Origin of the sequence: Pseudomarimonas salicorniae (assembly GCF_023156535.1) — a bacterium.
In the GTDB taxonomy this organism is placed as follows: Bacteria; Pseudomonadota; Gammaproteobacteria; order Xanthomonadales; family Xanthomonadaceae; genus Pseudomarimonas; species Pseudomarimonas salicorniae.
In genome coordinates this window covers 149,422-165,566 of sequence record NZ_JALNMH010000005.1, presented here as the reverse complement: position 1 = coordinate 165,566, position 16,145 = coordinate 149,422, and the positions used below count along the sequence as shown (strand labels likewise).

11 protein-coding genes are annotated in these 16,145 nt (G+C 70.3%); 3 read left to right on the top strand and 8 right to left on the bottom strand.

Going from position 1 to position 16,145, the window contains the following annotated elements; genetic code table 11:
• Positions 1–30: 30 nt before the first annotated feature.
• A complete protein-coding gene (gene bioC, locus M0G41_RS07490; protein WP_248207160.1) occupies positions 31–912 on the top strand; it encodes a malonyl-ACP O-methyltransferase BioC in 882 nt (293 codons plus the stop codon).
• Positions 913–1,541: 629 nt separating this feature from the next.
• Here the strand turns inward: bioC and M0G41_RS07485 are convergent.
• From M0G41_RS07485 to M0G41_RS07465, 5 genes are all read right to left on the bottom strand, one after another.
• On the bottom strand, positions 1,542–3,266 hold the full coding sequence (locus tag M0G41_RS07485) for an endonuclease (protein ID WP_248207158.1): 1,725 nt from the start codon (positions 3,264–3,266) through the stop codon (positions 1,542–1,544).
• Between the two features lie 146 nt (positions 3,267–3,412).
• Complete coding sequence (locus M0G41_RS07480; protein ID WP_248207156.1) at positions 3,413–3,745, bottom strand: hypothetical protein; 333 nt, start codon at positions 3,743–3,745, stop codon at positions 3,413–3,415.
• Positions 3,746–3,784: 39 nt separating this feature from the next.
• On the bottom strand, positions 3,785–4,915 hold the full coding sequence (locus M0G41_RS07475; RefSeq protein WP_248207153.1) for a peptidoglycan -binding protein: 1,131 nt from the start codon (positions 4,913–4,915) through the stop codon (positions 3,785–3,787).
• 120 nt (positions 4,916–5,035) lie between these two features.
• Positions 5,036–6,037: a flagellar motor protein MotA gene (locus M0G41_RS07470; protein ID WP_248207150.1), complete on the bottom strand. Its 1,002-nt coding sequence runs from the start codon at positions 6,035–6,037 to the stop codon at positions 5,036–5,038.
• A 188-nt stretch (positions 6,038–6,225) separates the two neighbouring features.
• Positions 6,226–7,986 carry a patatin-like phospholipase family protein gene (locus M0G41_RS07465; protein ID WP_248207148.1) on the bottom strand — a complete coding sequence of 587 codons (1,761 nt, stop codon included), beginning with the start codon at positions 7,984–7,986 and terminating at the stop codon, positions 6,226–6,228.
• Positions 7,987–8,088: 102 nt separating this feature from the next.
• Here M0G41_RS07465 and M0G41_RS07460 point away from each other — a divergent pair, with 102 nt between their 5' ends.
• Complete coding sequence (locus tag M0G41_RS07460) at positions 8,089–10,143, top strand: M3 family metallopeptidase (protein ID WP_248207146.1); 2,055 nt, start codon at positions 8,089–8,091, stop codon at positions 10,141–10,143.
• Positions 10,127–10,918 (top strand): SGNH/GDSL hydrolase family protein, encoded by a 792-nt coding sequence (locus M0G41_RS07455; protein WP_248207144.1) that lies wholly within the window; start codon positions 10,127–10,129, stop codon positions 10,916–10,918. The genes M0G41_RS07460 and M0G41_RS07455 overlap by 17 nt, the downstream gene beginning before the upstream one ends.
• A gap of 993 nt (positions 10,919–11,911) precedes the next feature.
• On the opposite strand, the gene M0G41_RS07450 is transcribed toward M0G41_RS07455, so the two are convergent.
• The 3 genes from M0G41_RS07450 to M0G41_RS07440 form a co-directional block, all read right to left on the bottom strand.
• Positions 11,912–13,183 carry an HlyC/CorC family transporter gene (locus tag M0G41_RS07450; RefSeq protein ID WP_248207141.1) on the bottom strand — a complete coding sequence of 424 codons (1,272 nt, stop codon included), beginning with the start codon at positions 13,181–13,183 and terminating at the stop codon, positions 11,912–11,914.
• Between the two features lie 111 nt (positions 13,184–13,294).
• Entirely contained in the window at positions 13,295–14,953 is a 1,659-nt protein-coding gene (locus M0G41_RS07445) for an AsmA family protein (RefSeq protein ID WP_248207138.1), read from the bottom strand.
• A gap of 161 nt (positions 14,954–15,114) precedes the next feature.
• Complete coding sequence (locus M0G41_RS07440; protein ID WP_248207135.1) at positions 15,115–16,074, bottom strand: DMT family transporter; 960 nt, start codon at positions 16,072–16,074, stop codon at positions 15,115–15,117.
• Positions 16,075–16,145: the final 71 nt, after the last annotated feature.

Genomic DNA, 16,145 nt, shown 5'->3' with positions numbered 1-16,145 from the left:
CGCGCCGGCTGGTCCATAATCCGCGCCCCGATGAATCCGATGCTCGATCTCCGCCAGGTCCGCCGCGCCTTCTCCCGCGCCGCGCCCGACTACGCCGCCACCGCCGTGCTGCAGGCCGAGGTGCGCACGCGGCTGCTGGAGCAGCTCGACTACCTGCAGGCCGCCCCGGCAAGGATTCTCGACCTCGGCTGCGGGCCGGGCATCGCCTCGCGCCTGCTCAAGCAGCGCTGGCCCAAGGCCGAGGTGGTCGCCATGGACCTTGCCCTGCCGATGCTGCAGCAGGCCCGCGGCGAGCAGCGCCTGCTGCGCCGCTTCGCCCGGGTCTGCGCCGATGTGCGTGCGCTGCCGATCGCCGATGCCAGCTGCGACCTGCTGTTCTCAAACCTCTGCTTCCAGTGGGTGGAGGACCTGCCGGTGCTGCTGGCCGAGCTGCGCCGCGTGCTGCGGCCGAACGGCATGCTGCTGTTCAGCACCTTCGCCCAGGGCACCCTGGAGGAGCTGCGCGAGGCCTTCGCCGTGGCCGATCCCGGGCAGGCCCACGTCAGCCGCTTCGCCCACGTGCAGCAGATCGGCGACGCGATCCTCGCCGCCGGCTTCCGCGACCCGGTGCTCGATACCGACCGCTTCACCCTGACCTACCAGCACCCGCGCGAGCTGATGCAGGAGCTGCGCACCATCGGCGCCGGCAACGCCAGCCAGACGCGCCGCCGCGGCCTGACCGGCCCCAAGCGCATGGAGGCTGTATATGCCGCCTACGAGGCGTTCCGGGAGGCCGGTCGCCTGCCGGCGACCTACGAGGTGGTCTACGCCCACGCCTGGGGCCCGGATGCCGGCCAGCCACGACGCCACGCCGGTGCCGAGATCGCCAGTTTCCCGGTCAGCAGCCTGAAGGTGCGCCGGCGCGAGGGCTGAGCCCGTCATTCCCGGTGGAATGATGTGTTGCGCGCGCGGAGCAGCCCTGCGCCGCGTCAAACCCCATAGGGTGCGGCTGGCCGCACCGGGCGTACCGCATGAACGCTTGCGGCTCCTCGCCGAGGCGAACGACGGGCGCAAAGCAGACGTACCGCAAATCCCGAATGTAGCCAGCTTGCTGGCGATAGGCACCCCGGACGGGATGATCGCCAGCAAGCTGGCTCCTACACGAAAGGGCGTTGCCAGGTCCGGTTTGCGCCGCAAAGCAGACCCCGCCGCAGTCAAATTGTGGGAGCGTCCTTGGGCGCGACCGCGGAGGTTCGCTCTGGCCGCGGTCTGTGGAGAACACGTCACGCCGCGGTCGCGCCCATGTGCGCTCCTACAGTCGGGTTTCGTTGGGCGTCAGCGAAGCCACATAGGGTGTGCCTCGGCGCACCGATACGGGCGTTCGGTCGGTACGCCCGGTGCGGCCAGCCGCACCCTATGAATCTCTAGCCTTGCGCCAAGTGTTCGCGCTCTCGCACCGACGCCGTGCGCACGGGCTGCCCGGTGCGTCCAGGGCGCACCCTGTCGGCTTACCGAGAGCGCCCGGGAAGGCGCCGCCGAGGCTGGGCGGCGGCGCCGGGGGCCTAGTTGCAGACGCCCTGGTAGATGCAGGCCACCCACTCGGGGTGGTCGACAAAGGGGTTGCGGTTACCCTGGTAGCTGTAGATGGCGTCGTTGCGCAGGCGCTCGGCGGCGTCGACCGGGTCTTCGGCGTGCCACTGCAGCAGCACCGACAGGCTGCCCATGTAGGCGACGGTGGCATTGCCGCTCGAGGTGGTGACCAGGGACAGGTTGTCGGTCAGGCGCAGGTCGGGTTCGGCCGCTCCGCTGGCGCCGTGGGTTCCGCCCTCGTAGCGCAGGTCCATGTAGAACATGGCGCGGGCGACATTGCCCTTGAGCTTGCGCCAGACCTGCCAGATCGAGCCGTTGCTCCAGTTCGAGTTGCCGGGGAAGCTGCCGCTGCCGCCGCCGGCGCCGGCGTAGGCCTGGGTGGGGTATTCGGTGCAGCTGGCCGTGCAGTTGCCGAACGGCAGATTCCCGCGCGAGGCGTTGTAGTTGATCTCGCTGAGCATGAGCATGTGCAGATCGGTGTACGGATAGTTGGTGGGCCCGTCGGTCGGAAAGCCCAGCGACTTCGGCCAGGTGTGCTCGCGGTTGTAGAAGTTGTTGCCGCCGCCGGCCTTGGCGTAGGAGACGTTCTTGTAGATGTCGAGGATGCGGCCGGTATCCAGCGGATCCTCATCGGCGAACTCGAGCACGTCCCAGCTGTCGGTGGTGCTGGCGGTGTAGGGGATCTTGGTGTGGTCGTCGATCACCGGATGCAGGCTGCTGCGCAGGGCGCTGGCGCTGGTCGCGGTGACGCCGGCGTAGTAGCCGCTGGGGACTCCGCCACCGCCGCCCCCGCCGCTGGCCGGCGTGTAGTCGGCCAGCAGGCTGGCCCCGCTGAAGCTGTTGTAGGCGCGCAGCATGATGTGCCAGGTGCCGGCCTGCGGGCTGGCCACCGTGCAGGTCTCGTTGTTGCCCGAGAGGTAGGGCCGGCAGTCGTAGCTGCTGGTGGTGGGTGCGCTGCCGTAGCGCAGATAGAGGTCGGCGTCGCCGCTCCCCCCGCTGCTGGAGACCTGCAGGTTGGTCGCCCCGGCCGGCACTTCGATGGTGTAGGCCAGCGACTGACCGGTGCTGGCGGCCAGGGGGCCGACGGCGACGCCGCGGGTCAGCGCGGTCGTTCCGCCACCACCACCGCCGCCACCGCCGCTCAGCGTCTGGCCCGGGTTGCAGGCGCCGAAGCTGCTGGCCGCAGGCGCCTGCCAGGTGAAGCTGGCGGCGCTGCTGCCGCTGCCGGTCAGGCGCAGCGAATGGCCGACCGGCGTGCTGCTGCTCTCGCTGACCCCGATGTTCTGGCTGGCAAGGCCCTTCGCCGGTCCGTCGGTGGCGGTGAACTGGCCCTCGTAGCTGAGGAACTGCACGACCGTCCCGCTGGCATTGACCAGGGCCAGGCCGTCTGGGGCGCCGTTCTGCATGCCCGGCGCCTGGACCACGGCGGTGCCGTGTCCGCCGCACTGGCTGGGCAGGGTGCCGGACAGGTTCAGCGTGGCGTAGCGGCGGCCGTCGCCGCCGTTGTAGAGCACGACCGTCCAGCCGGCCAGCGAGGTGCCGGCCGGGCCGATGACCTCGACCGCCTCGTTGCTGTCGGTGTTGACGTTGTCGTAGTGGAACTCGTTGATGAAGACGTCGGCGTGAACCGGCATGGCGGCGCAGGCAAGCGCCGCCAGCGTCAACGCCTGGCCGAAGCCGGCAGCCCGCTGGAACATGGAGGATCCCCGATGCGTGGTGTGGGCGCGGGCCCGGGCGGGCGCCGCGGCAGGGACCGCCGGCCCTGCGCCGCGCAGTCTAACGGGTTCAGATTGCGTTCATATTAATCCGTTCCCTGACCCCCCACCCACGGGGCGTGGCGGGCTCAGACCGACGGGTGGCGCTGCAGGGCCGGCTGCAGGCGGCGGGCGCCCTCGCGCCGTCGGCGCAGGATCCGGGACACCAGCCAGGCCAGCGGGCCGCCGGTGTCGATCAGGAACAGCAGGACCAGCGCGCCCTGCGCCGGATGCCCCGCGGGCAGGCCGAGGGATGCGGCCAGTGCGCTGATCGAGCCCAGTGCCGGGATGCCGAGCGGCAGAGCCATCGGCCAGCGGCCCTCGCGCAGTCGCTGGACCAGCAGGGACAGGGCCGAGTAGTTGAGGTTCAGGGCGACCACCAGGATCGTCAGGCCGAGTGCGCAGCTTGCGAAGAGGCTCATGGTTTAAGGCTCCGTGCCCGGTCCGGTCCGTGGATGCGATCAACGATTGGTGAGCTGGATCTCGATGCGCCGGTTGCGCGCCAGCGCAGCCTCGCTGTCGCCCGGGTCCAGCGGCTGGAACTGGCCGAATCCATTGGCGGCCAGATGCTTGGGCGGGATGCCGGCGGTGACCAGATGCTTGACGATTGCGATCGCCCGAGCGGAGGAAAGTTCCCAGTTGCTGGGGAAACGCGGCGTATTGATCGGCCGGCGGTCGGTGTGGCCATCGATGCGCAGTACCCAGTCGATGCTCGAGGGGATCTCCGCGGTCACTTCACGCAGGGTTTGCGCGATACGGTCGAGTTGGCGGCGGCCTTCCGGTCCCAGCTCGTCCGAACCGGAGGGGAAGAGCAGCTCGGATGGAACCACGAAGCGGTCGCCGACCACCACGATGTCGTCGCGGTTGCCGAGGATCTCGCGCAGCTTGCCGAAGAAGTTCGAGCGGTAGCGGGCCAGTTCGTTGACCTTGTCGGCCAGTGCCAGGTTGAGCTGCCGGCCCAGATCCTCGATCTGCTGGTCCTTGGCCTTGGAGGCCGCGCGCTGCAGCTCGAGCGCGGCGCTGATCTCGTCCAGCTGCTGGCGCAGCGCCGCCATCTGCCGGTTGAGCAGCTCGACCTGTGCCGCAGACTTCGCCGACAGCTCGGTCTGCACGGTCAGCTTCTCGCGGGTCTGCTCGAGGTCGGCCAGGCGCGAGGCGATCTCGGCCTCCAGCTGCTGCTTGAGCTCGCTGAGCGCGGCGATGTCGGCCACCAGCCGGGCCACCTCGCCCTGGCTCGATTCCAGCTGGGCCTGGGTCTGGGTCAGCGCTGCCGAGGTCTCGTCCAGGCGCAGGCGCAGCGCGTCCCGCTCCGACGACGCGCTGGCCAGCGAGGCCGACAGCTCCTCGACCTGGCGCAGCGCCCCGGCCTTGGCCTCGCGCTCCATCGACAGCACTTCGGCCAGCTGGGCCAGTTCGGCGTTCAGCCGCGCCAGCGCCTTGTCGCGCCCGCTCAACGCATCGCTGAGCACGAACTGGCCGATGGTGAACACCAGCAGCAGGAAGACCAGCACCATGAGCAGCGAGCTCAGCGCATCGACGAAACCCGGCCAGAAGTCGACCGGCCGGCGGCGGCGGGCAGCCAGGGTGCTCATGTGCAGGGCCGTGATTGGTGATTGGTGATTGGCGATTGGTCAAAAGCGATCATCGGCGCCTCCCGAGCGAGCGCCGAGCTGCACAGCGCTGGATCCTTGCGAGCTTCCTTGAGTCACAAATCACGAATCACGCTTCAACGAATTGGCAATCGTCCGCGACAGCAGGCGCAGTTCGCTGCGCAGGTCCTCGCTCATGCCGCCTTCCTGCTGGGCGAGGGTGCGCAGGGTGGCGCGCAGCTCGGTCTGCGACTCAGCCAGGCGCGCAAGCTGGCTGTTCAGCTCGGCCAGCTGCTCGTTGTTCGAGCGGCGTTCGCGGTCGTTCTCGACGATGGCTCGTTGCATGCGTTCGAGGCCGTCGGCGGTCTGCTCCAGCAGGGCCTGCACGTAGGCCGGTACCGAGGTGTCGCCATCGCCGCCGAAGCTGCTGCCGGAAGACAGCCGGGTCATGCCGGACAGCCAGTCCTCCAGCTCGGAATAGAAACGGTTCGAAGCGCGCCCGGCGAACAGGTCGAGCAGGCCCAGCACCAGCGAGCCGGCGAGGCCGAACAGCGAGGTCGAGAAGCTGGTCGCCATGCCGGCCAGCGGCTCGCGAAGGCGGGTCTTCAGTGCGTCGAACATGGCCAGGGCGTCGCTACCGGCGGACAGCCCGGCGATGATCTCGGCCACCGAGGCAATGGTCAGCAATAGACCCCAGAAGGTGCCGAGCAGGCCGAGGAAGATCAGCAGGCCGATCAGGTAGCGCGACAGGTCGCGCTGTTCCTCGAGGCGCAGGTAGATGCTGTCGAGCAGCGAGCGCATCGACGCCGTCGACAGCGACTGCGGCTTGCGCTCGCTGTGCGAGAGCAGCTTGGCCATCGGCGAGAGCAGCACCGGCTGGGTGGTCGGCGGCCGTTCCGGGTTGGCCCGGCGGAAGGCCTCGATCCAGCGGACCTCGCCCTGCAGGCGGAGCACCCCGCGCAGGTTGACGGCGATGCCGAGGGCGAACACCGCAAGGATCAGCCCATTGAACCAGGGCGTGGCGAGGAAGGCGTCCAGAAGGGGTTGGCCGAGCGCCACGACCAGGGCGACGAGGGCGCCGAGGACAATGAGCATCGGCAGCAAAACGCGGATCGGTTGCGACATGCTCGGTTCCTCTTCGGGCCCGGGGAAACCGGCCCTGGAAAGCCTGCGACCGCGCCCGGGCTGGATCGTTCCCGGTGCGGTCGACGGCGATGGGGAGCAGCCGCGCGGGCATCACGCGGCTCAGGACACCGATCTTGCCCATCCAATGTGAACGCAGGCCAAGCCGGGGTGGCTAAATTCAGTTGCAATTACAGCGCGGGTGGGTCCATCCCGCGCAGGCGCTCGCAGGCGTACTCATAACCGGCCGTTTCAGCGCGCTCGAAACAGTCCCAGTCGAGCAGGTCGATGCCCTCGAGCGACGGGGTCAGCAACAGGCGGCTGAGCTTGCGCGCGCGCTGGGTGCCGAGCGCCGAGTTGACCATGCCCGAGCGCAGCAGGATCTGACCGATGCGCGGCCGCCGGCGTCGGCCGAACAGTTCGGGCAGCAGCTCCCACCAGCCGGGGAGATGGTCCTCGTCGATGTCGGTGGGCAGGCGGTACTCGCCGCCGACGTCGCTGGCGATGATCGGGCCGAAGATCCGCCGGCGCATCTCGCTGACCGGCAGGTTGTCGATGACGCCGCCGTCGACCAGGACGCGACCGTGGCGGAACAGCGGCGGAAGCACCCCCGGGATGGCGCAGGAGGCGCGCAGGGCGCGCCACAGGGTTTCGGTCTCATGGACCTGCAGGGCGCCCTCGGTGAGGTCGCTGGAAACGCAGAAGAAGGGTATCGGCAGGTCCTCGATGTCGAGGTTGCCGAAGGCCTCGCGCAGGCGCCGCACCACGCTGCGCCCCGAACGCAGCGAGACCAGCGGCAGGGTCCAGTCGGCCAGCGGATTGGAGGCGACGAAGGCGCGGTGATAGACCTCGCGCAGGGTGGCGTCGTCCCAGTCGCAGGCGACCCCGGCGCCGATGATCGCCCCGATGCTTGTGCCGCCTACGTAGTCGAAGGTCCAGCCGTGCTCGCGCAGGGCGCGGATCGTGCCGAGGTGGGCGAAGCCGCGCGCCCCGCCGCCGGAGAGCACCAGGCCCACGGCGCCGCGGGTCAACCGGCGCACGAGTCGGGCGATGTCGCGCGGGCCGCGGATGTGGTGGTGTGCACGGCCCTGCGGCAGGCGCTCCAGCCAGGGGGCGGTGCTGCCGGGCGAAGGGCCGCGTGGATTGACCAGGACCAGATGCACCGGCACCGCCGGGCCGCGGGTCGGCACCGGTAGGGGCGTGCAGAGCTGGGCCGGGCGGCTGGCGTCGGCGATGAGCAGCACGCAGTCGCTCTGCCGTACGCAGCGGCTCCGCCAGTCCTCGTCCTCGTTGCCGAGATAGACCAGGTGGCGCATCGCCGCCTCGCGCTCGGCGAACCAGCCGGGCGGCTTCTCCAGCGCCTTGTCGGCATCGATCAGCTCGGTCTGTTCGCTGCCGTCGAGGGCGGCGATGAAGTCGCGGGCGCACTCGGAAAGGTCGAGCCCGGCATGCGCCGGCAGCAGGGCAAAGCAGGCCAGGTATTCCTCCTGGCTGCGTCGGCCGTAGCTGCGCTTCAGGGCCAGCTGGACCAGCCTCAGCATGGCCTCGGGATGGACCCGGGCGAGCTGTTCGAAGCCCAGTCGCGGCAGGAACAGCAGCTCGCAGTCGCGCAGCGCCACCACCCTGGCATTGCGCGGCTCCCCGGCGAGCAGGCCGGTTTCGCCCACGGTCTCGCCGGCGGCGATGGTGCCGAGGGTGCGCAGGCTGCCGTCGGCCTGCCGCCGGCTGGCGCTGAGCCGGCCGTGCACCAGCAGGTACATGCCGTCGGAGTCCTCGTCCTGGTCGAACAGCAGGCGGCCGCCGCCGAGCGCGAACCACTCGACCTGGTCGGCCAGGGCCGACAGTGCGCTGCTGCTCATCCCGTCGAACAGGGGTTGGTCTTCGAGCGCGGCAAGTACGCGCCGCCGGATGACCTCGGCCCGCCCGGTCACCGGCGGCGCCCTGCCGAACACCTTGAAGCTGCCTGCATCCAGCCCTCCTGCGGCGACGCCAGCCTGGGCATCCAGTGTAGCCGCGCCCTTGCTTTTCGGCGCACCGGGACTAACGTGGGGGAGATGAACGCACCCTCCCGCGATACCGACAATCCGCTGCTGGCCGACGATCCGCTGCCGGCCTTCTCCTCCATCCTGCCCGAGCACGTCGTGCCGGCGATCCGTGAGCGCATCGCTGCGGTCGAGGCCGGCGTCGAGGCCCTGGTCGCCGACCCCGCGGCGCGCGACTTCGACGCCCTGATGGCGCCGCTGGAGCGGCTTGAGGAGGCGGTCAGCCGCAGCTGGTCGCCGGTGTCCCACCTGCACGGCGTCAAGGACTCACCCGCGCTGCGCGAGGCCTATGCCGAGGCCGATGCCCTGCTCACCGACTTCCACACCGACCTCGGCCAGCATCGCGGGCTCTACGAGGCGGTCAAGCAGGTCCACGACGGGGCCGGGTTCGCCGACCTCGATCCGGCGCGGCAGACCCTGGTCAAGGACAGCCTGCGCAGCTTCGTGCTCTCCGGCGTGGCGCTGGAAGGCGCGGAGCGGGAGCGCTTCAAGGCGATCCAGAGCGAGCTCTCGCAGCTGGCCACCGGCTTTGAGGAGGCGGTGCTGGATGCCACCGACGCCTGGACCCGGCCGCTCAGCGAGGTCGAGCTGGCCGGCCTGCCCGATTCGGCCCGCGCCCTGCTTCGCGGCATGGCCAGGCAGCATGACGCCGAGGGCCATATGGCGACGCTGAAGGGGCCGGCGGTGCAGGCGGTGCTCAACTACGCCGACGACCGCGACCTGCGCCGCGAGGTGTACACCGCCTACAACACCCGCGCTTCCGACCAGGGCCCGCAGGCCGGCCGTTTCGACAACGCCGGGCGCATCGAGAAGATCATGGCCCTGCGCCACGAGGCCGCTCGCCTGCTCGGCTTCGCCAACGCGGCCGAGCTGTCGCTGGACGACAAGATGGCCAAGTCACCGGACAAGGTGCTGGGCTTCCTGCGCGACCTCGCCGCCCGCGCCAGGCCGGTGGCCGAACGCGAGCTGCAGGCGCTCCGCGAGTTCGCCCGCGAAGAGCTCGGCATCGACGATCTGCAACCCTGGGATGTCGGCTACGCCAGCGAGAAGCTGCGCCAGCGCCGCTTCGACTTCAGCGAGGAGGACCTCAAACCCTACTTCCCGCTGCCCGCCGTCATCGAAGGCATGTTCGCCATCACCGGCCGCGTGCTGAACGTGTCGTTCCGTCAGCGCGAGGGGGTCGACACCTGGCATCCCGACGTCGCCTTCTACGACGTCGTCGACGCCGACGGCGGCGTGCGTGCCGGCTTCTACGTCGACCACTACGCCCGCGCCGGCAAGCGCGGCGGGGCCTGGATGGACGTCTGCCGGTCGCGCTTCGCCGACCAGGCACTGCAGCCGCCGGTGGCCTACCTCACCTGCAACTTCCCGCCGCCGGTCGACGGCCGGCCGGCCCTGCTGACCCACGACGACGTGGTCACGATGTTCCACGAGTTCGGCCACGGCCTGCACCACATGCTGACCGAGGTCGACTGGCCGAGCGTGGCCGGCATCAGCGGCGTGGAGTGGGACGCGGTCGAGCTGCCCAGCCAGTTCATGGAGAATTTCTGCTGGCAGCGCGAGACCCTCGACCTGTTCGCCCGCCACGTCGATAGTGGCGAGCCGCTGCCGCAGGCGCTGTTCGAGAAGATGCTGGCCGCGCGCCACTTCCACGCCGGCCTGTTCCTGGTCCGCCAGCTCGAGTTCGCCCTGTTCGATTTCCGCCTGCACCTGGAGTTCGACCCGACCCGCGGGGCGCGCACGCTGGCCCTGCTCGATGAAGTGCGCGACGAGGTCTCGGTGATCAGGCCGCCCGCCTGGCACCGCTTTCCGAACAGCTTCACCCACGTGTTCTCCGGCGGCTATGCGGCGGGCTACTACAGCTACCTCTGGGCCGAAGTACTGAGCGCCGATGCCTTCGCCGCCTTCGAGGAGGCCGGCCTGTTCGACGCCGAGACCGGCGCCCGCTACCGGCGCGAGATCCTCGCCGTGGGCGGTTCACGTCCGGCGCTGGAGAGTTTCGTCGCCTTCCGCGGGCGCGAGCCGGATGCCACGGCCCTCCTGCGCAGCTATGGGCTCGCGGCCTGAGACCCGCGTCGGACCGGGGGCAGCGCGTCCCGCCTTCGACGCGCGCTCCCTGCTGTTCTGGCCGGCCCTGCCGCTGATCGCCGCGCAGGGCCTGTGGCTGCGGCGCACCGCCTATCGCGCACCGCCGGCAACCGGCGCGGTGCGCGGTCGCGCCGGCAACGGACCGCCCCTGCACCTGCTCGCCCTGGGTGACTCGATCACCGTCGGGGTCGGCCTGCAGCGTCTGGACGAGGCCCTGCCGGCGCAGCTGGCGGCTGTGCTGTCGGCCCGTCTCGAGCGCGAGGTGCACTGGTGTACCGGCGGCCGCAACGGCGCCACCAGCCGGCATCTGCGCCGACAGATCGGAGAACACGGCACGGATCTCGGCGCCGCCGACCTGATCCTGATCTCGATCGGCGTCAACGATGCCACCGGGTTGCGGCGGCGCGCGCGCGTGGCCGAAGACCTCGACGCAGCGCTCGACGCCCTGCGCGCAGCGAATCCGCGGGTTCCGATCATGCTGGCCGGGCTGCCGCCGCTGCAGAGCTTTCCCGTGCTGCCCAGCCCGCTGCGCCAGCTGCTGGGCCTGCGCGCCCGCCAGCTCGACGGCCTGCTCGCCGCGCTGGCCCAGTCCCGGGCCGGCGTACTGCACCTGCCGATGCCGCTCGTTCCGGCGCCTGGCCAGTTCGCTGCAGACGGTTTCCACCCGAACGCCGCCGCCTGTCGCCAATGGGCCGCGACGCTCGTCGACAGGCTGCCCGGATCCCTGCTCCAGACAATCGCCGTCGGTGGCTGAGCGGTTCCGTTTCGGCGCCGGGTGGTTGCAGAAATGGACGCGCCGCACGGGCGGCTCGGGTTTCGGGCCTTGCGGTGAAACGAAGAGTGGTCTAGGGAAAATCCCTTGGAATGCATGCAGGACTTCGCTTCAAGGCATCAATCCGGCGCGACAAGCGGTCGCCGCAGCGCTTCAGCGGCCCGGTTTCGGGCCGCTCCTTATGGCCTGAAAGCCAATGCTGGCGCGGGTTCCAGCCCGATGCATGACTTTCGGCAGGGGGCCGGTGCCGGAGCGATGAATCATTCCTGAACTTATCGGTTTATTTACGATGTGGATCACTGAACTTTCAGCTTTGATCGGTAATCTATAGCTGCGGACGGTGCAACGCTGTCCGCGGATTCACTCCTCCCCCCAACGAGTGGATCTCTGGGACCGGTCCTCCCCTACCGAGTCCCAACCCCCCGACCCCGCCGGTGCCCCCTCACCGGCGGGGTTACTTTTTTCCACCACCGGAAAACCGTTCCACGCGACGCGAAAGCGGCCGCGCCGATGCGGCCTGCGCAGCTGGACCGCATCGGGCGCGAAGAAGACATTCATAGGGTGCGGCTGGCCGCACCGGGCGTACCGTCCGAACGCCCGCATCGGTGCGCCAAGGCACACCCTATGGATCTCGCCGACGCCCAACGCAGCCCGACTGCGGGAGCGGACATGGCCGCGACCGCGGAGATCCGCTCTGGCCACGGTCTGCGGTGAATCCGTAGCGCCGCGGTCGCGCCCAAGGGCGCTCCCACAATCTGACTGCGGCAAGGGCTGCTTTGCGGCGCAAACCGGACCTTGCAGCACCGTTGCGTGTAGGAGCCAGCTTGCTGGCGATAGGCGCCCCGGACCGGACGATCGCCAGCGAGCTGGCTCCTACATTCGGGGTTTGCGGTACGTCTGCTTCGCGCCCGAAACGGACTCCCGGCTCGCCCCATCCACGCCTTGCCCGCGGCCGCGGCTTCGAGGCGCCGCGCCCTACAAGCCCGGCTGCGGGGCGGCGGGTTCGATGCGGACCAGGGTGATGACGTTGTCCTCGACCTGTTCGAAACGCATGCGCAGGCCCTGGACCACGGCCTCCTGGCCGATGTTCGGAAGGCTTTCCATCTGCTCGATGATCAGCCCGCTCAGCGTGTTCGCCGAATCGGTGGGCAGCTCCCAGCCCAGGCGCCGGTTGAGGCTGTGCACCGGAATGCGGCCGTCGACCAGCACGGCGCCGCCGGCCAGCTTCTCGACCCGGCGCACGGTGTGCTTGGGCGCGCTGGTGAACTCGCCGACGATCTCCTCGAGGATATCGGCGAGGGTGATCAGGCCGACGATGTCGCCGTACTCGTCGACCACCAGGCCCGAGCGCCGCTGCTGGCGCTGAAATTCCAGCAGTTGCTGCGGCAGGCGGGTGCCCTCCGGGACGAAATAGGGCTTGCGCAGGCGCGCTTCCACCGCCTTGGCGTCCAGCTCGTGCAGGGCATGCAGGGAGAGCAGGCTGCGCAGGTTGAGGATGCCGAGCACGTTGTCGATGCCGTCGCGATGCACCACCGCCCGGCCGTAGGGAAACTCGGCCAGTTCCCGACGCAGGCTCTCGGTGTCCTGATCGAGGTCGATGCTGCGGATTTCGGTGCGCGGCACCATGATGTCCTCGACCCTGGCCTCTTCGAGGGACAGGATGTTGAGCAGCATGTGCCGATGCCGCTCGGGCAGCAGCTGACCGCCCTCCTCGAGCAGGGTGCGCAGCTCTTCGGGGCTGAGCGCGTCCTCGGCCTTCTGGCCGCCACGATGGCCGACCAGGCGCAGCACGCCGGCGGCCAGCACGTTGATCAGCCTGACCAGCGGATAGAGCGCGCGCAGCATCGGCCACAGCACGTAGGAGGCCGGCAGGGCGATGCGCTCGGGATTGAAGGCGGCCAGGGTCTTCGGTGCCACCTCGGCGAAGATCAGCACGACGACCGTCATTACCCCGGTCGCCACCAGCACGCCGCTTTCGCCGACCATGCGGACGAAGGCCACGGTGGCGATTGCCGAGGCAAGGATGTTGACGAAGTTGTTGCCGAGCAGGATCAGGCCGATCAGCCGGTCGGGTGTCTGCAGCAGCTTGGTGGCCAGCTGCGCGCCACGGTCGCCCTCGCGGGCCAGGTGCAGCAGCCGGTAGCGGTTGAGGGCCATCAGCGCGGTCTCCGAGCTCGAGAAGAACGCTGAGCAGCAGAGCAGCACGAAGAGGGCGGAGAACAGCAGGCTTAGGGGAATGTCGTTCATGGCGGCGATCGCGGAGCGGACGTCCCGCCGGATCGAAAAGGCCTCATGTCATGGGGTGGGTCAGCCACGATTATGCCCGCTGGCGGCTGACGGGCAATCCGTCGACGTCGCTCAGTCGCGGTTGCCGCGCAGCGCATCGAGCAGGGCGCGGGCAGGGTCGGGCTTCGACTCCTCCTCGTCTTCCCCGCGCCGCTCACCGCCCAGCAGGGCGGGCAGCAGGTCCCGGGCCAGACCCCTGCCGTCGAGGCGGAAGCGCGGGGCATCGAGATCACCGTCGACGCGCAGGGACAGCCCGCTGCGGGCCAGCGCCGCGCCCGCACGGCCCAGCCTGCCCCCGGAGCGGGCCTGGGCGGCGACGGCGTCCGCGAGCGGCGCCTCGAGGTCCAGGCGGGCGCGCAGGTCGAGCTGGCCGCTGCGCGCGATCTCGCCCTCACCCTGCAGCGTGCCCAGCCCGATCAGCTCGGCTCGAAAGTCGTCGAGGCGGGTCACCCGCGGATCGCCGCGCAGGCTCAGCCCGGCCTCGCGAATCCGCGTCTCGGCCGGCAGCGGCACGCCGGCCAGCAGGGAGACACCGGCCAGCGAACCGCCCAGTGAGAATCCTTCCAGGGTCGCATTGCGCAGGGCCAGCGGCCCGGCGATGCGCAGCGCATCGAGCGGCCCTTCGAGTCGCAGATCGATATCCATCTCGCCGCCGACCAGTCGCGAGCGTTCCGGCAGGGCCACGCCCAGCGCGGGCAGCAGGGCCTGCAGCCCGTCCACCGGCAGGGCCGCGCCGCGAAGGGCAAGCGCCGCCCGGGGGGTGTCGTCCAGCTCGCCCAGCGAGCCCGACAGGTCGAGCCGGGCGTCGCCCAGCAGCAGCTGCATGCGGTCCACCCGGGCAAGGTGGCGAGGCAGATCCAGGCCCAGCTCGAAGGCCCAGTTCAGTGCGCCATCGCCGACCTCTTCCGTGCCGAGCAGCCGAAGCCCGTAGCTGGTCGCCGTGCCCTGCGCCCGCAGTTGCCCGTTTTCGCCCGATACGTCGATGGCCGCATCGAGTCTGCCCTGCAGCGATGGGTCGCCGGTCGGGACGGCCCCGGCGAGGTCCGCGCCCTCCAGGTCGATAAGCGCCTGGAACGGCATCTGCTGGAACTGCCCGCGGCGGGGTCCGGCGCGGCCCTCAGCGCGCAGGTTTCCGCCGCCGGGAAGTCGCATCGAGAGACGGAACGGCGAGCCGGTGCTGGCGCCGACCTCGCGGACCTGCAGTTCGATCGCAGCGTAGGTACGAGGCGGCTCGCCTCGCGCTTCGACCCGGGCCTCGCCATCGACGAGCTCCAGCAGGCCAAGGCGCAGCGCAGGGCCGGCCTCGACACCCTCCGCGGCGGCTTCTGCGGCCTCGTCGCTGCGCCGGCCCAGCGAGGTGCCGTTCCAGACGCCCGGGGCCATCTCGACCAGCCTCAGTCTCGGCTGCTCGAGCCGCACGCCCTGCAGATGCAGCCGCCGATCCCGCAGCAGCGCCCAGAGGTCGACATCGACCCGCAATGATTCCGCGATGAGGAAGGGCTCAGGCCCGCTGCCGGGGTCATCGGCGATGCGTAGCCCGTGCGCCTTCAGCCGCAGCGGGATCTTCTGCAGCGTCAGCGCGCGGATCTGCACCGCGCGGCCCAGCTGCTCGCCAAGGCGCGTCTCCAGTTCGGGCCTCAGTGCCTCGCCGTCCAGCCGCCAGAGAGCGAAGGCGGTTACCGCGACCAGGCCCAGCAGGAGCGTTGCGGCAACCCAGGCAAGCGTGCGCATCCTCGTTCTCCTCCCGCTACGGCGGACCAGCACGACCGTACCGCATTCCTCGCCAGCGCGAAGGCCGGCTCGGCAGCGGTCTCGCAGTCCGGGTCAGCCGCCCTGCCGGGGGCAAGCGCCGGCAGGCCCTCCCGGGCGGCGCACGGGCGATCGCGCCCGGCTCAGGGGCGTGGGGGCTCGGGAGTGGTCGCCGGGGCATCCTTGCGCGTCGCCGGACCGCGCCTTGCCGTCTCGCGACCCAGCAGCAGCACGGCGACCAGTACGACGCCGGTGCCCAGCAGCTGCAGTGCGGTGATCACCTCGTCGAGCAGCCACCAGCCAAGGAAGAGCAGCGACACCGGGCCGATGATCGAGAGCTGCGAGGCCATGCCCGAGCCCATCCGGCGCACTGCGGCCATGGTGAAGGTGACCGGCAGGAAGGTGCAGAACAGCGCGTTGGCCGCGGCCCAGAGGTAGACCTCGGCCGGCCAGCGCCACAGGTCGGACCAGTCGCGCAGCAGCAGGTAGTGGGCCAGCACGGCCAGGGTGGAGATGGTCATCGCCGCCAGCACCAGCCGGGCGGTGCCCAGCCTCTCGATCAGCTCACCGGAGAACACCAGATACAGCGCGTAGCTGAGCGCGGCACCGAGAATCAGGGCGCTGCCGAACAGCACGTGCTCGCCCTCGATGCGCAGGTTCTCGCGCAGCACCAGCAGCAGGCCGGCATAGCCGATGGCAAGCGCCAGCCACTGCGCGGCGCTGACCCGGCGGCCGAACCACAGGGCACCGATCAGCAGGACGAAGGTCGGCGAGAGGAACAGTATCAGCCGCTCCAGCGACACCGGCACGTACTCCAGGCCCCAGAAGTCCAGCAACGAGGACAGGTAGTAGCCGAGCAGGCCGATCAGCCAGAGCACCGCCCACTGCCGGCGGCTGAGCCGGACCGGCGGCAGGCGTCGCGCGGCCAGCACGCCGTAGACGACGAACAATGGCAGCGCGAACAGCATGCGCAGGCTGAGCACGTCGAGTGAGTCCGGGCCGTAGGCGTACTGGAACTTGGCGAGGATCGCCTTGGCCGAGAACAGCACCGCGCCGGCGGCGCCGAAGAGCAATCCGTGGAGGCGGGAGGTGGAATCCGACACGGGCATGCAGGCCGGGGCAACGGGGCGGCACAGCATAGCTGCCGCCCTGTGCGGGCTGGCCGATAGACCGT